Here is an 18,081-nt window from a genome sequence, read left to right as displayed (position 1 = left end):
GTCCCGGTCATGGAGGAACCCCGAGTATGGGCCGCCATTGTGACGGCCCGATGACGACGCGGCAAGCCGTGGCTGGCTGCGGCCTAGCTCTCCTGGCTCTCGACGGCCTGGGGACGCGGCGCCAGCCGCACCTGGTTGCGGCCCGCGTCCTTGGCGCCCCGCAGCGCTTCCCGGGCGCGCTGCAGCAGCGTGACGTTGCTGTCGTCCGGGCGGATCGTGGTGACGCCGAAGCTGGCCGTCATCGAGATCATCGCCCGCTCGGTCTTGACCGGCGTCGCCTCGATCGCGGCGCGCATGCGTTCGGCCACCAGCAGCGCTTCCTCGGCGCCGGTGCGCGGCAGCAGCAGCACGAATTCGCCGCCGACCAGGCGCCCCAGCAGGTCGCTGTCGCGCAGCTGGCGCTTGCACAGGTCGGCGATATGGCGCAGCACGACGTCGCCCACCGGGTGGCCGTAGCCGTCGTTGACGCGGCGGAAGCTGTCGAGGTCCGGACGAGCAGCGCAGTGGCCGAACCTGGGCGGCGCGCCAGCGAGATCCGGGGCGCGAGCGCCTGGAAGAAGCCGCGCCGGTTCGCCACGTCGGCCACCAGGTCGCTTGTCTCCAGGCGCGCCAGGTCGGCCTGCTGGCGCTCGCGCGCCAGCAGCAGGCAGCCGAAGGCGCCGACCAGCATCAGCAGGTAGAAGGCGGCGGTGGACAACTGGCGCAGCAGGTCGTGCGAAAGCCAGCGCCAGCCGTCGGGCATGACCAGCACCAGGATGCCGCGCGCCGCCACCACCAGCGCCAGCAGCGCCGTGACGATGGCCAGCGCACGCTGCAGCATGCTGGCAGCCCGCCAGCCGCGCGCCAGCGCCGCCGCGCCCATCAGGTAGAAAGCGCCCAGCAGCAGCGCCGCGGCCAGCGTGCGCAGGCCGAGCGGATCGATCCAGTACGACACCGGGGAACACCAGCACCGCGGCCACCGCCAGCGGCACAGCGGCTCGCCGCAGGCGCGCCGAACCGGCGCCTTCCCACAGCGCGCCGGCTTCGAGTGCCACGCCGCCGATCAGGAGGGCCCAGCCGGCCGGCAGCGCCAGCGGTTCGGGCACCACGCGCGCGCGCCGCCCAGGCAGAGCAGCAGCCAGCTCGCGGCCTGGACCTGGCGCGACAAACTCCAGCTCGCCATTGCCGGCGTACGCACGGCCCCGTAATCGAAGAAGAACAGCAGGCTGCACAGGGCGAGGTTGCCCAGTGCCAGCACCAGCACCATGGTGGTGGAATCGAGTGCGAGCATGGTCGGGTTCAGCATTCGTGTTCGACGTTGCTGCTGCCGTCGCCGACCTTGCTGGCCCAGGCCCGGGCGAAATACGCGCGCTCGGCCTCGTCGGGCGGCTCGTTCCAGAACACGATCAGGGTGCCTTTGTGGTCATGCAGCTGGGTCAGCTTGTCGACGAAGTGCGCATTGCCGGCACTGTCGGCCAGCGCCATCGCATATCCATAGACGCGGTTGAGCCGCTCGATGCGGTCGGGCTCGGTCTGGCTGTTGGTGGCGGTGATCGATGGATGATCGAGAAACATGAACGACTCCGTGTGGCGGCAAGGGCCAGCTTAGCAGAACTTCATGCCTGTGGACAAGGCGAGCGCCGCCTTGCCACCCTTGCATTGGCAGCGGTGCTCGCCGCCGCGCGCCCATCGGTATACTGGCGCCATGCCGCCCCGCCTCGACCCTGCCGATCCGCCCGCCGCCGCGCGGGCCTCCACTGCGCTGGTGAGCACGCGCGGCAACCGCCGCACCCTCGAATTCCAGCCAGGCGACATCCAGAGCGAGATGCTGCTGTCCGCACCGCACGCGCTGGTGCTCGAATACGCGCGCGCCATGATGTGCTTTGCCCTGTTCGTGCCGCATCCGCGCCATATCCTGATGGTGGGCCTGGGCGGCGGCTCGATGGTGAAGTTCTGCCATCGCCATTTCCCCGATACGCGCATCACCGTGGTCGAGATCAGCAGCGAAGTCATCGCCCTGCGCGAGCAGTTCCGGGTGCCGCCGGACGACGCGCGCCTGCGCATCGTCCATGCCGATGCCGCCGACTACCTCGCTTGCGCCGACGCCTTGCCCGACGCGGTTGTCGACGTGATCCTGGTCGACGGCTTCGACGCCACCGGCATGCCGGAGTCGCTCGGCAGCGAACGCTTCTACGCCGATTGCCGCCGCGCCCTGCGCGCCGGCGGCGTATTGGTCGCCAACTTCCTCAGCTACGACCCTGCCCGCACCCAGCTGGCGGCGCGTCTGGCGGCGGCCTTCGGCGGACGCGTCTGCGATTTTGCGGGCATCGCCGGCAACAACCACCTGCTCTTCGCAGTCCGGGTTTGCGCCGGCGTCGACGCCAGCTCGCTCCCCGCGCTGCGCATGCAGCGGCGTGTCATGCGCCGGCGCGGCCTCGGTTTCGGCCTGCTGAACCGGCTGCTCGCGCGCGCCGTCGTCGCCTGGCTGGCATGGCGGCCCGCGCGCGCACGGCGGATGCAAACCTGATCAGCCCGACAACGGCGCTTGTCTGATCGCGGCGACAATGACACCGCCCACCGCTGCCCGGGAGAGGAAGTGTTTGCGAAAACGGGCCAAGATATGACACACTTGGTCGTTTTCATGCCTACAGGCAAAAAATCTTTCTAGGAACAGGACATGTTGCGTCGCCTGCCGTTTTCCCTGACCCGCGCGGCGGCCCTCACCCTGGGGGCCGGCCTGGCCGCCTCCTGCGTGCTGTTCGTCGGGGTCAGCCGACTCGAATACGACAACCTGGCACTGGTGTTCGCCCAGGAGGCCGACGAGCGCGTGGCCACGGTGCGCCAGGGCCTGCATGACGCCGTCGAGGTGGTAGCGGTCACCAACCAGCTGTTTGCCCTCGGCGCACCGGTCACGCGCAGCCAGTTCCACGATTTCACGACGCCGCTGCTGCAGCGCCATCCCTACATCCAGGCCTTCAACTTCCACCGGCAAATCGCCGACAGCGAGCGCGCGGCAGTTGAGGCGGACCTGAACACGGTCGTTCCAGGCAGTTTCATCAGCGAGGCGCAGGGCGGCAGGATGGTGCCGGCCGGGCGGCGCGCACGCTATAACATCGTCCAGTACCTGGAACCGATGGCCGGCAATGAAGCGGCCTTCGGCTTCGATTCGGCAACGCGCCCTGCGATCAATGCGGCACTGGCGCGTGCCCACGCCGGGCGCCAGGTCGCCGCCTCCACGCTGTTCCCGCTGGTGCAGAATCCCGTTCCCCAGCCGAGTTTCCAGCTCCTGATGCCGGTGTACGACAGCAGCGGCGCCCTGATCGGCGATACCGCCGCGGTCGTGCGCGGGCGCGAACTGGTGCGCGCCACCCCGGCCGCCGCCGGCCTGCTGGGCAAACAGCGGATCCGGATGTCGGTGTATGCGGGTCCGCAGGCCGAACCGGCGAACCTGGTGTTCAGCAGCGGCGGCGACGCCGGCCAGCCGGGCACCGACCCGCTTGGCCGCCTGGTCGCCCCCGAATACACCGCGCGTGCTGCAGGCACCCTCGACGTGGCCGGCCGTCCCTGGCTGGTCGAGGTGACGGCGCAGCCGCGCCCCTTCGCCGCCGACCACCTCGCCTCCCTGGCGACCCTGGCCGGCGGCATCCTGCTGAGCCTGATGAGCGCCGCCTGGATCCAGGCATCGAGCGCGCGTGCCCAGCGTATCCAGACACTGGTCCGCAAGCGCACCGCCGACCTGAAACGCATCAACCGCCGCCTGGTCGACGACATGATCGCGCGCGAGCGCACCGAAAAGGCGCTGCAGCACAGCGAACAGCGCTTCCGCCAGCTGGTGTCGATGTCCTCCGACTGGTACTGGGAACAGGACCGCGATTTCCGCTTCACGATGGTGACCGGCGGCTTTACCGAAAAGGCCGGCATCGTGCTCGAGCGCCTGCTCGGCCGCACGCGCTGGGAATTCATCGATTCGATTCCCGACAGCGAAGCGGGCCGCGCCCATATCGCCCAGGTGCGCGCGCACCAGCCTTTTGCCAATTTCGAATACCAGCTGCGCGACGACAACGGCGACACCCGCTGGTTCTGCGTCAACGGCCAGCCGGTCTTCGACGAACACGGCGGCTTCGCCGGCTATCGCGGCACCGGCAGCGACATCACCGAGCGCAAGCTCACCGAGCAGCGCGTGCACCATGTGGCCCAGCACGACGTGCTGACCGGCCTGCCGAACCGTTCGCTGCTGCAGGACCGGCTGTCGCAGGCCATCGCCCAATCCAGCCGCAGCGGCAACCCGGTATGGGTCATGCTGATCGACCTGGACCGCTTCAAGTTCGTCAACGACAGCATGGGCCACAAGGCGGGCGACGTGCTCCTGATGACGGTGGCGGCGCGCCTGCGTGCCTGCCTGCGCGATTCGGACACCGTGGCGCGCCTGTCGGGCGATGAATTCGTCGTGCTGGTGTCGGAACACGGCGAACAGCAGTTGACGCCGGCCATCGTCGAGCGCGTGATGAACGCGGTGGCGCAGCCGGTGTTGCTCGGCACCAAGGAATTTTTTGTTACCTGCAGCATTGGCGTGTCGGTCTATCCGAGCGAGAGCACGCCGGCCGACGAACTGATCGAACACGCGGATATCGCCATGTACCGCGCCAAGAAGCTGGGACGCAACAACTTCCAGTTCTATTCGCCGGCCATGAACGAAGAGTCGCTCGAGCGCGTGCGCATCGAAGGCGCGTTGCGCAATGCGCTGGAGCGCGACGAGTTCGTGCTGTACTACCAGCCCCAGCTCGACATGAAGACCGGCAAGATCGTCGGCATGGAAGCGCTGATCCGCTGGCAGCATCCGGAACTGGGCATGGTACCGCCGGGACGTTTTGTGAGCATCGCCGAGGAAACCGGCCTCATCGTGCCGATCGGCGCCTGGGTGATGCGTACCGCCTGCGCCCAGAACAAGGCCTGGCAGGATGCCGGTTTCGACAAGCTGCGCGTGGCCGTCAACCTGTCGGCGCGCCAGTTCGGCGCACCCGACCTGGTCGAAGACATCGCGGCGGTGCTGGCCGACACCGGGCTGGAGCCGAAATACCTCGAGATCGAACTGACCGAAAGCCTGTTCATGAGCGACATCACGCCGGCGGTGGAACTGCTGCACCGCATGAAGGCGCTGGGCGTGAACCTGTCGATCGACGACTTCGGCACCGGCTACTCGAGCCTGTCCTACCTGTCGCGCTTCCCGATCGACGTGCTGAAAATCGACCGTTCATTCGTGGCCGACATCACGCGCGACGCCAACGACGAGGCCATCGTCACGTCCATCATCGCGCTGGCCCATAACCTGAAGCTGGCGGTGATCGCCGAAGGCGTGGAGACGGGCGAACAGCTCGACTACCTGCGCCGCCACGGCTGCGACGAGATGCAGGGGTACTACTTCAGCCGGCCCGTACCGGCGCTCGAATTTGAGCAACTGTTGCGTGAAGGACGCGGTTTGCGTCCGCACGAAACAATCGCGCCCGCCGAGCCGGCCATTGCGGACGGCGGAGCGGCAAATTCGTATTGACATGTAGCAATTTGCACATCGTTGTTCTAGAATGGCTGTGTTTCTATAGCAATTCTCGAACATGATGAAGATGGACGATCTCGGCGCCGAATCGATGGCGCAATCAGTGGAAGATGCGCGCCTGCGCGTGCTGCGTACCGACCTGCGTACGCGCGACCTGGTGAACCAGGCGGTGGCCTCGGTGCCGACGCTCGGCCTGCAGCGCGCGGCCGAGTTCCCGGCGGCGATGAACGTGCCGGCCGAAGTCGCCGTGCGTACCCTCGTCTATCCGCAACGGCGCCGCCGCGGCTGACAGCCCCCTCGCAGGACCCCACCCGGCGTGTCGAAGGATCCAGCCACGCCGTGGCCGGTTCCCGGCTGATGCGCGCCGGGTGCGCGCGCCATCGCGCCGACTGCTTGCCTGGCGCTTTCCGGCGCTTGCCTGGCGCTTACTTGACGACTACTTGCGCGGTTCCTGCGCCTGGATGTCGGCCAGCGACTCCTGGCCCTTGGCCGTCACGTCGAAGCCGCCTTCCGGGCGCGGCGCGATGTGCGACTTGCGGCTCAGGAACTGTGCAACGTCGCCGGCCACCGGCGCCTGCGGGTCCTGGGACAGCGCGCCCAGCGCCTCGATGCAGCTGCGCAGGAACAGCACCTGCTGCCCTTTTTCCGTCAGGTCGACGCGACCGTCGCGGCCGTAGGTGATCATCTTCAGCCCGGACAGGCGCTTGGCGTTGCGCCCGACGCAGGCATTCACGCGGTCGCTGCGGGCGCCGCGGCGGATGAATTCCAGCGCGTTGTATTCGTCAGTCGTCAGTTTTTCGTTCTTCATTACCGCTTTCGTGGTTCTTCGCGGCCGTCATGGTAACCGCCGTGACGCCCGGCGGCAACCATCGTTTCTTTCTCAATGGGTGCGCAGCGCGATCCAGAGCAGCCCGGCACCGAAAATGCCGGCCACGGCCAGTACGCCCTGGAAGCGGCGCGATGCGAATCCACTGTGGCGGCCGAGGTAAATTTTGTTGTGCAGCGAGTTGCCCATCTGTTTCTCCGAAATCAATGCAGTCATGAATAGATATTATAAAAAAAATCACACATGTGGCTGGTTCGCTACCTAACATAATTGTAACTTTGTGTGAGGCGGCAACACTCCGGCGAAGGCCTAGCGCGCGCCGGATGGCGGATGCCGCTGCTAGGATGACCAGAACATTGTCATCAACAGCGGAGTGCACCATGAATCCATCACACAAGAATACCGACCCGGCCGCAGGCAGCCGCCCCTACATGGAAGAAGGCGACATCGGCAGCGGCGAAAAGACGCCGGGCCAGAAGGAAACCGAGGAAATGATCAAGGAAATCCCGCCGCTGCAGCCGGGCAGCGCGCGCGACAATGCCAAGCGCGAGGACGAGACGACGCCGAAGGACTAGGCGCTACAAGTACCAGGAGACCGCCCATGCATGACAACGGCCCCTGCCAGGCAACCGGCAGGGGCCGTTCTTCATGGGGTTTCGCCTAGACCCGCGGTTCGCGGATCGGCGGCACCGGGATCGCGGGCTCCTCGACCGGCGCGTGGGCGGGATCGGGAACGTCGTCGGGAATGGGAATGCTGGGTGGGGTTGGATCGGTCTCGGGATCGGGCGTGGAATGGGCACGATCTTGCAGGTGTGTCGTAGCCATTGGCGTCTCGCGTGAATGTGGTGTGGTCGCGTGCCTGCCTGGTGCCGCCATGGGCGTCCGCTGCCATCGCGACCCGGTAGCCGCAGGTTCGCACGTACGCCGTCCCCGGGCGGCTACCGGAAACATCGAGCGGCAACCGGACGGCGCCGCCCAGTGCCATCAGTGATTCTGCTTCTGCTTGGCGCCACCGCCGGCGCCTTCGCCGGTGCCGGCACGCACGCGCGACTTGGCATCGTGGCTGCTCTTGTGTTCCTTGCCGGCGCGCTGCTTCGCCATTTCCTCTTCCGACAGGTTGTCGGACTGCTTGTTCTGGGTTCCGGTCTGTTTCGTCTGATTCATGATGTTGCTCCCGTGGTGAGTGAAAACATGCGGTTTTGCGCAGCCTAGCATGGAAGAACCCGGAAGGTTTTCAATCGTGCGCATCCCGCCCCGCTCCCGTATAGTGCGATTTTCAGCTTCCATTTCTGCCATGAAAAACCGCTTCCCGCGCCTGTCCGCCCTGCTGTTTTCCCTCCTGCCCGCCCTGGCCCCGGCCGCCCCGATGAAGCTGGCCGACTACATGGCCCTGCAGGGACCGGCCCCCACGGCACGCCTGCCCTACGGCCCCGCCCCCTCGCAATACGCCGAGCTGTTCGTCCCCGAAGGCGCCGGCCCCTTCCCGGTCGCGGTACTGGTGCACGGCGGCTGCTGGACCGAGCGCTTCGGCGGCATCACCCAGTTCCGCAACATGGCGGGCGCCTTGCGGGCACGCGGGATCGCCGTCTGGAACGTCGAATACCGGCGCGTGGACGAAGCCGGCGGCGGCTACCCCGGCATGTACCGGGACATGCATGCGGCCCTGACCTGCTGGCCGCCCGGGGCGCGGCGCGCAAGCTCGACCTGGAGCGGGTGGTGGCGGTGGGCCATTCGGCCGGCGGCCAGCTGGTGCAGTGGATCGCGGGACGCGCGAAGATTCCCGCGACAAGTCCGCTCCATCGCGAACGCATGCTGCCGGTGCGTGCCGTGGTCAGCCTGGGAGGCCTGGCCGACCTGCGCCGCGAGCGCGCGCTGATCAAGGCCAACTGCGGCCGCGACACGCCGGAACTGGCGGGCGAGCCCGGTCCCGGCCGTCCCGACGTGTATGCCGACACGAACGCCGCCGAACTGCTGCCCAACGGCAGCCATACCATCCTTGTCACGGGCGAACTCGACACGATTTCGCCGCCGCGCATCGCGCACGATTTCGCCGAGCGCGCGCGGCAGGCGGGCGACAGCGCCGAAGTGGTGATCCTGCCGGGCGCGAGCCACTACGACGAAGTCGCCACCAGCTCGCACGCCTGGCCGCTGGTACTGGGCGCGATCGAGCGCGCGCTCGAGCACGCTAGCGGCAAAGCTAGCCCTGCCGGGGCGGCCGCCGTTTCGCCAACGGCGCGTTGACGACCAGGTCGGACAGGGGCACGGCCACGCAAGGCAGCAGGTAGTTCTCGCGCTTTTCCTCGATCGATAGGCCGGGCCACTCGACGAGGTAGCGCACGCTGCCGCGCTCGAGCCGGCACAGGCAGGTGCGACAGGTGCCGTTGCGGCAGGAACTGGGCAGGTCGATGCCGGCGTGTTCGGCCGCGGCCAGCACGGTCCCGTCGCCGCCGGAAAAGCTGGCGCCGAGCGGTTCGAGCGCGATAATGAAGGAATTGGTGGGGTCGCCCATGGCGCGATTGTAGCGCCGCGCGGCGCGCCCGGGGCCCCGTGCCTGAGTTCGTTCGCGCACAGACCGGGCCGGTGCGCGCGCCTACGCTGAGGTTTCCTTCAGTAAGTATTGCAGGTGCCATATGAAAAACATCGTCAACAAGCTCGCCCTCCCCGCCTTCGCCGCGGCCCTCGCCGCCGCGCCCCTGGCTGCCCTCGATGGCAGCCGCAGCGGCCCAGCCTGCACAGCCGGCTCAACAACCAACCCGGGAGCCGCCCAGCAGCCAGGCCTCGCGGCCAACGGGGCGCCGGGCCAGGCGGTGTCAAGCGAGCAAGAGCGCGCCGAATTCGAGCGCAACCTGCGCGCCCAGGTGCTGCTCGACCGCATGCACCTGTCGCCCGGCGAAATCGATGGCGCCTATGGCTCGAACATGCGCCAGGCCGTGACCACTTTCCAGCAACAACGCAACCTGCCGGCTACCGGCAAGCTCGACGATGCGACCTGGAACGCGCTGAACCAGGACACGACGCCGACCCTCGTCAACTATGTGCTTGCGGCCGAGGACGTGGCCGGTCCCTTCCAGCCTATTCCCGAAGACATGATGGACAAGGCCAAGCTGCAAAAGATGGGCTATGCCTCGCCACTGGAAGGCCTGGGCGAAAAATTCCACGCCAGTCCCGACCTGATCGCGCGCCTGAACCCCGGCAAGAATTTCTCGCGCGCGGGCGAGCAGATCGTGGTACCAAGCGTCCACGGCGGCCAGCCGCTGGCGCCGGCGGCCAAGGTCGTCGTGAGCGACAGCCGCAAGGTGCTGATGCTGTTCGACGCTGCCGAACGCGTCATCGCCCAGTACCCGGCCTCGACCGGCAGCGAGCACGATCCGCTGCCGATCGGCAGCTGGAAGATCGAAGGCGTGCACCCGAACCCGACCTACCACTACAACCCGAAGCTGTTCTGGGACGCGGAACCGGGCGACAAGAAGGCCACCATCGCCGCCGGCCCCAACAATCCGGTGGGCGTGGCCTGGATCGACCTGTCGAAACCCCACTACGGCATCCACGGCACCCCGGTTCCGAAATTCATCGGCAAGACGGAATCGCACGGCTGCATCCGCCTGACCAACTGGAGCGCGGCCGAAGTGGCCAGTGTGGTGGCGGCGGGCACGCCTGTCGTGCTGCAGGATTGATCCAGGTGTCGTTCAAAGGACATTCGAAGGTAGTTCAGTAGCGATCCGGGCAGCGCCTCGGTGCGCTGCCCATTGATATCGGGAGGCTTGCATGAGATGGTTGGTCACCTTCCTGCTCGGCGTCGCGGTTGGCGCGGGCGGTCTGTTCGTTTACCTGCGCGAGATTGCCGACGCGCCGGATCCGATCGTTACCGATGGCGGCGCCCTGCCCGCGCCGGCCGGCGGCCCGCCGGCACCGGCTCCAGCCGCCACGGGCTCCGACAGCGGGCTGGTACAGACCGACCTGAGCGAAGCCGACCTGCCGATCCGCCCCGCCCCGCACGTGGCCAGCAACGGCACGACCGCGCCGGAACTGAGCGCAGGCGGCAGCATGCCGGCCAAGCTGCTCGTACCGGTCGAGGGCGTGGCCTACAGCCAGCTGACCGATACTTTCGACCAGCCGCGTGGCCAGGAGCGCCACCACGAGGCGCTCGACATCATGGCCCCGAAAGGCACGCCGGTGCGCGCCGTCGCCGACGGCAAGGTCGCCAAGCTGTTCCAGAGCAAGCCGGGCGGCGTCACCCTGTACCAGTTCGATCCGAACGAACAGCACGCCTATTATTACGCCCACCTGGACCGCTACGCCGACGGCATCAAGGAAGGCATGCAGCTCAAGCGGGGCGACCTGATCGGCTATGTCGGCGTCAGCGGCAATGCCGATCCGAACGCGCCGCACCTGCACTTCGCGGTGGTGGCGCTCACGCCTGAGAAGCAGTGGTGGAAAGGGACGCCGGTCAATCCGTATCCGCTGATGGGGGATTGAGCGGGCTTTGTCGCATTCGTAGGGTGGGCTCTCGAGCCCACGTGGTATCACAGGACGCCTACCAGCGATGTTGCAACCACGCAGACAAACCTGAATTCATGTGATGGCGGCCTGCACACCATGCCATTTCGCAACACGTGAGGCGCTGATCAAGCGATGAGACCGCGTGGGCTCGAGAGCCCACCCTACGCGGGACTACCTGGCCGCGACCGCGTCCGGCGCCTCGGTGCCGGGTTCCGCTGTCGCAGGCTCGTCCACATCCGCCCCGACATTGATGGCCGCGTAGGCGCGCTGCACCGCCACCGCCTCAACGCTGCCCTTGCCGTACAGCTCCTCGGCCGCCTCGACCATCTTCGCGCGCGCATCGGCATAGTTCGTGCTCGAGGTAAACTTGGTCGTGTTCGCCTTGAACCAGATGCGGAAGGCTTTGTCCGTACCGATGCCGCTCATCGCCGCCGGCGACTTCACCAGATACTTGCTGTAGTAGTCGCCGTCTTTCTCCGCTTTCGATCCCTGCGCCAGGAAGTAGAACATGCGGTTGTTGGGGCCGCTGCTGTAGTGCACGTCCAGGCGCTTGAGCGAGGTGCTCCAGGCGTCCGGGCTGCTGCCGTCCTTGCTCGGGCGGTACATCCAGCGCAGCGGGGTCTTGTTGCGGCTGATTTCGGTGCCCAGCATCCAGTCGTTGCCGCCCGCGGGAATCGCGTCTCCCTTGCCGCCGGCGCGGGCATAGGCCTCGACGACTTCGCCGCCGATGTCCGAACTCGCTTCGTTCAGCCCGCCCGATTCGCCGGAATACACCAGGTCGGATGTGGCCGCGGTGACGCCATGGCCCATTTCGTGGCCGATGACATCGATCGAGCCCAGGCTGCTGAAGCTGCTGCCGTCGCCGATGAACATGCAGCGGCAGGTGTCGCTGTAGTAGGCGTTGTCGTAGGCCGTGTTGACGTGCACGGCGATGTAGGTGGCCGTGTTGTGGCCGTCGAGCGACTGCCAGCCGAGCACGTTCTTCAGGGCGTCGTAGGTGTTCATCAGGCCCCACATGGCATTGACCGCCGCGGTCTGGCCGTTGGCGTCGACTGTGCTGCCGCCGCGGATGTACTGCTTGCCGTCGCCCCAGGTATTGGTGCTGTTGGTGTACATCTCGCCGGCCTTGCTCGAGTTGTTGGCGTTGGTAATCGCCATCGCGCCATAGGCGCCCTTGGTGCCGCGCTCCGGGTCGAGCATGCGGAAGGTGGCGCCATCCTGTGTGGTGCTGATCGGCACCTCGCCGTTGTACTGGCTCTTGCCGACGCCGACGACGGTCTGCAACATGCTCCAGCGCTCGACGATGTGCCCATCCTTCGCGCTGACGACGGTATCGAAGAACAGGGGCTGGTCGGCGCGCTGCATGCGGGTGCGCACCAGGTAGGCCAGCTCGTAGTGGTCGACCACGTCGCGCACGTCCAGCGCATTGAGCTCGGATTCAGGCTTGTCCTGCGCTTCCGGGATGCGCTCCATCTTCATGACCGGGTAGATCAGCAGTTCCGCGCTCGGCGGTGCCACGTGGCTGGCGCCCCGGTTTGGTGGCGGCCACGGCGGCATCGATGGCGGCTTTCGGCGGCATGGCCGGCCTGACGCTGTAGTCCGCCGTGACGGCGCCGAGCCGGTTGGCCTGGCCGCGTCCCGTGTGCAGGCGGCGTTCGGAGGCCGCTTCGGACACGATGGCGCCAGCGGCGTCGACCACGACCACCGATTCCGAGCCGAATATGCGCAAGCCCTTGTAGGTGTGCGCGGCGCGTACTACCTGGCTACCCCGGATGCCGGGGTGCTGGAGCGAGACCGTGAAGCCGTGGTTGTTGTCGAGCCCGCGTGAAGCGCGCCCCGGGCCAGGCGCGATACCAGGTCGGCGCCGGCCTGGCTCGTCATCGCCTTGGGCGCGCTCATCATGGGCGCGCCACGGGCGCAGGAAGCGGCAATCAGGATGCCGAGCGGCAGGGCCAGCAGGCGCGCCTTGGTCGTTGCGGGTAGGGTCATCTCGTCTCCAATCGAAGTTTTCCGGACGCAAACGCGGCCCGGACCTTCTTCGAGTGTGGACGAGCTGGATTAGGGAGATTTTGCTCAAACGCAAGAAGTCCCGCAGCGCGCACGGTAGTGCGGGCTGCGGGCCCCGGAAGCAGCGGCGCAATGGAGTGCCGCGATGGCTGCGGCTCTGCCCGCGGCGCAGCTCAATAACGCTCGTCGCGCCGCTTGAGCAGGTAGTAGGCGGCACCGGCCAGCACGCCGGCGATCGCGACCTTCTTCGCCAGGCCTGCCTTGTTGTGCTCCCATTCGGACTTGATGCCCATTTCGCCGAGGATGTTCGGTACATGGCCGTGGGCCAGGTCCTCGACGATGCCCTCGACCACGTTGACGCGGTCCGCACCCAGCAGCATCAGCCAGTGGCGCAGGTCGTTCTCGGTGTACTTGAAGGCGGCGCGGCGCATCATGCCCGACAGGCCCGACGGCGGCTGCACCGTGCCGTGCAGCGGCGTGATACCGGGGCGTTCGTTCGACACCAGCACCTCGACGTGCTGGTGCTGCGCGGGCGGCGTCGGCATGTTGGCCGGCGTGTAGCGCGGCGGCGTGCGTTCCATCGGTACGCCGGGGCGGTTCTTGCGGTCGAGGTCGGCGCCCCAGCCCTTGATGTGGGTGAGCGACTCGCGCGTGCGGCGGTGCTGGCGCGCCTCGGGCTGCACCGGCACGTTCATGGTCGGGTGGGCGTAGTCCTGGTCCTGCTCGGCGTTGTTGTCGGGGTAGTAATCGGTCTTGACGATCGTGCGGTTGTCCATGCGCTTCTCCTTATTCTTCCGACACGCTGTTCGTCACCGGGCGCGTCGTTTCATAGGCGCGCGGCGGAATCAGGATCGGCTTGATGCAGTTGTCGAGCTTGCTCGAGAAGATGTGGTAGGCGTCGGCGACTTCCTCGAGCGGGATGCGGTGCGTAATGATCGCTTTCGGATCGATGTGGCCAGCGCGGATGTGCTCGATCAGGCGTGGCACGTGGCGCTTCACGCTGGCCTGGTTCATGCGCATCGTGATGCCCTTGTTCAGGGCGTTACCGATCGGTACCGCATTGAAGGTCGGGCCATACACGCCGACGATCGAGACATTGCCGCCCTTGCGCACCGAATTGATGCACCAGTGGAGCACGGTGGCGGCGCCGGCCTGCATTTTCATCAGGCGGCCAGTGACGGTCTGCGCCACGCTGCCGGCGGCGTCGCAGCCGACCGCGTCGATGCAGACGTCCGCGCCCAGCCAGTCGGTCATCTTCTTGATGTGCAGCGCCATGTCGCCGACTTCCTTGAAGTTCACCACTTCGCACTGCGCATAGTTCTTGACGAATTCGAGGCGGTAGTCGAGCTCGTCGACAACGATGACGCGGCCGGCGCCGAACAGCCAGGCCGACTTGGCGGCAAAGATGCCGACCGGACCGGCGCCGAACACGACGACGGTGTCGCCTTCCTCGATGTCGCCCATTTCCGCCGCCTGGTAGCCGGTCGGCAGTGCATCGGTCAGCAGCACGGCGTCGTCGTCGTGGATGTCGTCGGGGATCTTGATGGGAGCGACGTCGGCCATCGGCACGCGCACGTATTCGGCCTGGCCGCCGTCGTAGCCGCCGGCCGTGTGCGAGTAGCCGTAGATCGAGCCGACCGCGGTCGACTGCGGGTTCGCATTGTGGCAATTACCGTAGAGCTCTTTCTGGCAGAAGAAGCAGGAGCCGCAGAAGATGTTGAAGGGTACCAGCACGCGGTCGCCCACCTTCAGCGTGGTGACCTCGGAACCCACGTCCTCGATGATGCCGATGAACTCGTGGCCGAAGGTGTGGCCCACCCGGGTGTCCGGCACCATGCCGTGATACAGGTGCAGATCCGAGCCGCAGATGCACGAGCGCGTGACGCGGATGATGGCGTCGCCCGGGTGTTCGATGGTCGGGTCGGACTTGTATTGGGCGCGCACGCGGTAGGGCCCCCGGTAGTTCATTGCCAGCATAAATTCCTCCTCAAAAGTTTTGCGTGTCCACTCATCGGTGCGGACGCATGGGCTTTAAACTTATGTCAAAACGCTATGAATTACGATAGGCGCACGGAAATGAACGCCATTTTTTTAAACGATTTTCACGCCTTGTTGCCGACTGTTCGCAGCAGGAAAGCGAAACTTCCTGATGGCATCGCGCTCGCCGCCGCCACTTACAGCTGGCGCGCTTCGAAGGTATTGCATTGCTGGACGTCGCCGCTCTCGATGCCGCGCTTGAACCAGCGCACGCGCTGGGCCGAACTGCCGTGCGTGAAGGAATCGGGCACCACTTCGCCGCGTGCCTGGCGCTGCAGGGCGTCGTCGCCGATGGCGGTGGCGGTCGCCAGCGCCTGTTCGACGTCGCCCGCTTCGAGGATCGACTGCTTCTTGTTGGCGTGGTAGGCCCAGACCCCCGCCAGGCAGTCCGCCTGCAGTTCGAGCCGCACCGACAAGGCATTGCCTTCGGTTTCGGACGCACGTCCCTGGGCGTTGTGGACCTTGTCGGAGATTCCCAGCAGGTTCTGGACGTGGTGTCCCACTTCGTGGGCAATCACATAAGCCTGGGCAAATTCGCCGCCGACCTGCCAGCGCTCCTGCATCATGCGGAAGAAGCTCAGGTCGATGTAGACCTTCTGGTCGGCCGGGCAATAGAAAGGCCCGGTGGCCGCGTTGCCCGCGCCGCATGCCGTATCGGTACGGCGTTCGAACAGGCGCAGCGTCGGTGCCTGGTAGGTGCCGCCCTGCTCGCGAAACAGCGGCGTCCAGACATCTTCGGTCAAGCCGACGACGGTGCGCACGAAACGCGATTCACGGTCGGTTGCGCGGGGCGCATTCGGATCGCGCGGCTGCTGCACCTGGGGAGAAGGGGAGCCCCCGCCCAGTACCCCCAGTACTGTGCCTGGATCGACGCCGAAGATGAGCGATGCCACGAGGGCGATCGCTACCGTGCCCAGGCCGACCGACTTGCCGCCGATCCCGAAACCTCCTCCTCCGCCGCCACCGCCGCCGCCGCGCATGTCCTCGACATTATCGCTCTCGCGACCGCCTTCCCATTTCATCGTGTTCTCCTCAGGTTGCTTGAATTGAGGCTCTCGCGGGCGTCTTTCAGGCGAAATTCGTCGTCGCGGGCAAGGCCGGCGCGGGCTTCGTCGTTGAGCTCGCGCTCGTGACGTTCACGCGCGACTTCGCGCTCGACGCGGACGTGTTCCTGATCCGGAAGCAATGGCTTCATGGTCATCCTTGATGTGACGCCCGCCGGCACCCTTGCCAGCCTGGCATGCCACCAGTATGGCGATACGCGCCATGCCGGTATGTTCGGACATTCACATAAAGCACGAGCTGCATGCAAACGGGATACTCTGTTCGCTGCCGTACAGAGCATGAATCCGTGTTCGCGCATGCTCGCCGGATGACCCAGACCACTCTCGACTTCGACGCCCTGCTCGCGCTGGGCCAGGCCCTGCAGGATGCAGGCTACCGTTTCACCACCGTCACCCCTGCCACCCACCGGCGCGTCAATGGCCGCGAGGAGAACGCCTGGGCGCGCGACCTGCGCGGCGTGTTCGGCTGGAGCCGGCCGTTTCGCGAGGACACCCTGCCCGCGCACATCTTCGCGCTGATGCGGCGCGCCGGTGTCGTCAGCGAGCGCGAGGCCAGCCGCGGCGGCGGCCTGTGCGCCACCGTGCGCGCCTCGACGATCGGCGAGCGCCTGTACTTCCACTCGCGATTCCCCACCAGCGACGACGATGCCGTGTTCTTCGGCCCCGATACCTACCGCTACATCGCCGCGGCGCAGCGCGCCATGACCAGGCTGGCAACGCCCGGCCGGGCGGTCGATATCGGGGCCGGCAGCGGCGCCGGCGCGATCGAAGTGGCGGCGCGTTTTCCAGAAGCGCAGGTGGTCGCCGCCGACATCAACGCGCGCGCGCTCGAACTGGTCGCCGTGAATGCGCGCCTGGCGGGCACCGCGCGCGTCGAGACGCGCCACAGCGATCTGCTGAAGGACCTCGACGGCGGCTTCGACCTGGTGCTATCGAATCCCCCCCCATCCTCGACCCCGACAAGCTGCGCTACCGCCACGGCGGCGACATGCATGGGGCCGGCCTGTCGCTGGCGATCGTCGAAGCCGCGCTCGATCGCCTCAACCCGGGCGGCACCCTGCTGCTCTACACGGGCATCGCGATTGTCGACGGCCGCGACGAATTCCGCGACGTCATTGCTCCACGCCTGGACGCGACCTGTCCGGGCTGGACGTATGAAGAGCTCGACCCGGACATTTTCGGCGGCCAGCTCGACTGCGAAGGCTACGAGGACGTGGAACGGATCGCGGCTGTGTGGTTGCAAGCCACGCGACGCGCTTGACCAGCAGGAGACGCAGGCGTACCGGCGCGCTGTTGTTGCGTACACACATCAATCATGTGGCCTCATCCTCTTGCTTGAAGACATTGCTCTGCATCAATTTATATTTCCGTAGATAATGGAGCGATCGCGGCGATACGGTGGCGACACCCATGCTCGCCCCACCTTCCCAGCCACGCCGAATCCCTCCATGCCGCTTGCCGCCCGCGCCGCCCTCGCCTTCGCTGCCTCCCTGCTTTGTGCCAGTTTGTCGGCGGCCCCGTCCGCGCCTGCACAGTGGAGCACCGCACGCGCGGAACTCGCGGCGATCGCGAAACTGGCCGAAACCTCCTCGCCGCAGGCGCTGCGCCGGCTCGAGGCCCCGGAGGCCGGCCTCGGCAAGGACGCGCCATACGCGCTGCGGCGTGACGTTTTGCAGGCCGGCATCCCCCTGTACGTGGAAACGGGCCACGTCGAACGGGCTCACGAGGACGCGCGCACGCTGCTGCGCCTGGCCGTCCAGCACAAGGGACACCCAGGCCGAGATGACCGCCCGGCTCGGCCTGGTCAAGCAAATGGTCGAACAGAACCGGGCTGGGGAAGCGCCCGCCGAGCTCGACCGCATCGCACGAGCGATGCCGGCCAACGCGACTGCGGCGCTGCGCGGTTCGCTGGAAGAGGTCCGGGGCGATGTCTTCAACGCCAGGGGCCAGCACGAAAAGGCCCTGGGTGCCTTCCTGCGCGCCCTGCGCCTGGTACCGGACGAACCTGGCGCGGGCGAGCGCCGTGCCTATCTCGGGTCGAGAATCGCACAGGTCTACATCAACATCGACAACGCCGCAAAGGGCTCGACACCGCCCGCCGCGCGCTGAAGGAACCC

The 18,081-nt window shown here is 66.9% G+C and carries 25 protein-coding genes; 10 read left to right on the top strand and 15 right to left on the bottom strand.

The features are described from left to right. Positions 1-83: 83 nt before the first annotated feature. From G4G31_RS26040 to G4G31_RS13010, 3 genes are all read right to left on the bottom strand, one after another. Positions 84-431: a GGDEF domain-containing protein gene (locus tag G4G31_RS26040; protein ID WP_229425601.1), complete on the bottom strand. Its 348-nt coding sequence runs from the start codon at positions 429-431 to the stop codon at positions 84-86. Positions 432-1,042: 611 nt separating this feature from the next. Continuing rightward, the gene (locus G4G31_RS26035; protein WP_229424945.1) at positions 1,043-1,285 is read right to left on the bottom strand and encodes a hypothetical protein; all 243 of its coding nucleotides are present in this window, start codon (positions 1,283-1,285) and stop codon (positions 1,043-1,045) included. Next, positions 1,279-1,554, bottom strand: a complete 276-nt coding sequence (locus G4G31_RS13010; protein ID WP_182988055.1) for a hypothetical protein — start codon at positions 1,552-1,554, stop codon at positions 1,279-1,281. Before G4G31_RS13010 ends, G4G31_RS26035 begins: the two co-directional genes overlap by 7 nt. 130 nt (positions 1,555-1,684) lie before the next feature. Here G4G31_RS13010 and G4G31_RS13005 point away from each other — a divergent pair, with 130 nt between their 5' ends. From G4G31_RS13005 to G4G31_RS12995, 3 genes are all read left to right on the top strand, one after another. Beyond that, complete coding sequence (locus G4G31_RS13005) at positions 1,685-2,506, top strand: methyltransferase domain-containing protein (protein WP_182988054.1); 822 nt, start codon at positions 1,685-1,687, stop codon at positions 2,504-2,506. A 150-nt stretch (positions 2,507-2,656) separates the two neighbouring features. Next, positions 2,657-5,527 (top strand): EAL domain-containing protein, encoded by a 2,871-nt coding sequence (locus G4G31_RS13000; protein WP_182988053.1) that lies wholly within the window; start codon positions 2,657-2,659, stop codon positions 5,525-5,527. Between the two features lie 61 nt (positions 5,528-5,588). After that, positions 5,589-5,819 (top strand): hypothetical protein, encoded by a 231-nt coding sequence (locus tag G4G31_RS12995; protein WP_229424944.1) that lies wholly within the window; start codon positions 5,589-5,591, stop codon positions 5,817-5,819. A 147-nt stretch (positions 5,820-5,966) separates the two neighbouring features. Here the strand turns inward: G4G31_RS12995 and G4G31_RS12990 are convergent, their stop codons facing one another. Together G4G31_RS12990 and G4G31_RS27565 are read right to left on the bottom strand one after the other, a co-directional pair. Continuing rightward, a complete protein-coding gene (locus G4G31_RS12990; protein WP_182988052.1) occupies positions 5,967-6,338 on the bottom strand; it encodes a hypothetical protein in 372 nt (123 codons plus the stop codon). A 72-nt stretch (positions 6,339-6,410) separates the two neighbouring features. After that, complete coding sequence (locus G4G31_RS27565; RefSeq protein WP_267873613.1) at positions 6,411-6,545, bottom strand: hypothetical protein; 135 nt, start codon at positions 6,543-6,545, stop codon at positions 6,411-6,413. A gap of 191 nt (positions 6,546-6,736) precedes the next feature. Here G4G31_RS27565 and G4G31_RS12985 point away from each other — a divergent pair, with 191 nt between their 5' ends. Continuing rightward, positions 6,737-6,931, top strand: coding sequence for a hypothetical protein (locus tag G4G31_RS12985; RefSeq protein WP_182988051.1), 195 nt, complete (start codon positions 6,737-6,739; stop codon positions 6,929-6,931). 85 nt (positions 6,932-7,016) lie between these two features. On the opposite strand, the gene G4G31_RS12980 is transcribed toward G4G31_RS12985, so the two are convergent. Next, complete coding sequence (locus tag G4G31_RS12980; RefSeq protein ID WP_182988050.1) at positions 7,017-7,181, bottom strand: hypothetical protein; 165 nt, start codon at positions 7,179-7,181, stop codon at positions 7,017-7,019. A gap of 159 nt (positions 7,182-7,340) precedes the next feature. After that, positions 7,341-7,520, bottom strand: coding sequence for a hypothetical protein (locus tag G4G31_RS12975; RefSeq protein ID WP_182988049.1), 180 nt, complete (start codon positions 7,518-7,520; stop codon positions 7,341-7,343). A gap of 130 nt (positions 7,521-7,650) precedes the next feature. Between G4G31_RS12975 and G4G31_RS12970 the strand changes: the two genes are divergently transcribed. After that, positions 7,651-8,232, top strand: coding sequence for an alpha/beta hydrolase (locus G4G31_RS12970; protein WP_229424943.1), 582 nt, complete (start codon positions 7,651-7,653; stop codon positions 8,230-8,232). Then, positions 8,166-8,597, top strand: a complete 432-nt coding sequence (locus tag G4G31_RS26030; protein ID WP_229424942.1) for a S9 family peptidase — start codon at positions 8,166-8,168, stop codon at positions 8,595-8,597. The genes G4G31_RS12970 and G4G31_RS26030 overlap by 67 nt, the downstream gene beginning before the upstream one ends. Here the strand turns inward: G4G31_RS26030 and G4G31_RS12965 are convergent. Next, positions 8,554-8,865, bottom strand: coding sequence for a 2Fe-2S iron-sulfur cluster-binding protein (locus G4G31_RS12965; protein WP_182988048.1), 312 nt, complete (start codon positions 8,863-8,865; stop codon positions 8,554-8,556). The genes G4G31_RS26030 and G4G31_RS12965 overlap by 44 nt on opposite strands. A 121-nt stretch (positions 8,866-8,986) precedes the next feature. Here G4G31_RS12965 and G4G31_RS12960 point away from each other — a divergent pair, with 121 nt between their 5' ends. Together G4G31_RS12960 and G4G31_RS12955 are read left to right on the top strand one after the other, a co-directional pair. Further along, a complete protein-coding gene (locus tag G4G31_RS12960) occupies positions 8,987-10,030 on the top strand; it encodes a L,D-transpeptidase (protein ID WP_182988047.1) in 1,044 nt (347 codons plus the stop codon). Positions 10,031-10,121: 91 nt separating this feature from the next. Continuing rightward, complete coding sequence (locus G4G31_RS12955; RefSeq protein ID WP_182988046.1) at positions 10,122-10,832, top strand: M23 family metallopeptidase; 711 nt, start codon at positions 10,122-10,124, stop codon at positions 10,830-10,832. Positions 10,833-11,027: 195 nt separating this feature from the next. On the opposite strand, the gene G4G31_RS12950 is transcribed toward G4G31_RS12955, so the two are convergent. The 7 genes from G4G31_RS12950 to G4G31_RS12930 form a co-directional block, all read right to left on the bottom strand. Beyond that, a complete protein-coding gene (locus G4G31_RS12950; RefSeq protein WP_308621429.1) occupies positions 11,028-12,374 on the bottom strand; it encodes a M4 family metallopeptidase in 1,347 nt (448 codons plus the stop codon). Next, complete coding sequence (locus tag G4G31_RS28330) at positions 12,295-12,585, bottom strand: hypothetical protein (RefSeq protein WP_308621427.1); 291 nt, start codon at positions 12,583-12,585, stop codon at positions 12,295-12,297. Before G4G31_RS28330 ends, G4G31_RS12950 begins: the two co-directional genes overlap by 80 nt. A 26-nt stretch (positions 12,586-12,611) precedes the next feature. After that, positions 12,612-12,845 (bottom strand): hypothetical protein, encoded by a 234-nt coding sequence (locus G4G31_RS28325; RefSeq protein WP_308621425.1) that lies wholly within the window; start codon positions 12,843-12,845, stop codon positions 12,612-12,614. A gap of 191 nt (positions 12,846-13,036) precedes the next feature. Beyond that, positions 13,037-13,639: a hypothetical protein gene (locus G4G31_RS12945; RefSeq protein ID WP_229424941.1), complete on the bottom strand. Its 603-nt coding sequence runs from the start codon at positions 13,637-13,639 to the stop codon at positions 13,037-13,039. Between the two features lie 10 nt (positions 13,640-13,649). Then, positions 13,650-14,840: a zinc-dependent alcohol dehydrogenase gene (locus G4G31_RS12940; RefSeq protein WP_182988045.1), complete on the bottom strand. Its 1,191-nt coding sequence runs from the start codon at positions 14,838-14,840 to the stop codon at positions 13,650-13,652. Positions 14,841-15,037: 197 nt separating this feature from the next. Continuing rightward, a complete protein-coding gene (locus G4G31_RS12935) occupies positions 15,038-15,922 on the bottom strand; it encodes a neutral zinc metallopeptidase (RefSeq protein ID WP_182988044.1) in 885 nt (294 codons plus the stop codon). Continuing rightward, positions 15,919-16,095 (bottom strand): hypothetical protein, encoded by a 177-nt coding sequence (locus tag G4G31_RS12930; RefSeq protein ID WP_182988043.1) that lies wholly within the window; start codon positions 16,093-16,095, stop codon positions 15,919-15,921. Before G4G31_RS12930 ends, G4G31_RS12935 begins: the two co-directional genes overlap by 4 nt. Positions 16,096-16,251: 156 nt before the next feature. On the opposite strand from G4G31_RS12930, the gene G4G31_RS12925 reads away from it, so the two are divergent. Beyond that, the gene (locus G4G31_RS12925) at positions 16,252-17,337 is read left to right on the top strand and encodes a class I SAM-dependent methyltransferase (RefSeq protein ID WP_229424940.1); all 1,086 of its coding nucleotides are present in this window, start codon (positions 16,252-16,254) and stop codon (positions 17,335-17,337) included. A gap of 409 nt (positions 17,338-17,746) precedes the next feature. Then, positions 17,747-18,073, top strand: coding sequence for a hypothetical protein (locus tag G4G31_RS12915; RefSeq protein WP_182988041.1), 327 nt, complete (start codon positions 17,747-17,749; stop codon positions 18,071-18,073). Positions 18,074-18,081: the final 8 nt, after the last annotated feature.

Source organism: Massilia sp. Se16.2.3 (assembly GCF_014171595.1).
In the GTDB taxonomy this organism is placed as follows: Bacteria; Pseudomonadota; Gammaproteobacteria; order Burkholderiales; family Burkholderiaceae_D; genus Telluria.
The sequence above is the reverse complement of the archived record's forward strand: the minus strand, read 5'-3'. Positions and strand labels throughout refer to the sequence as shown.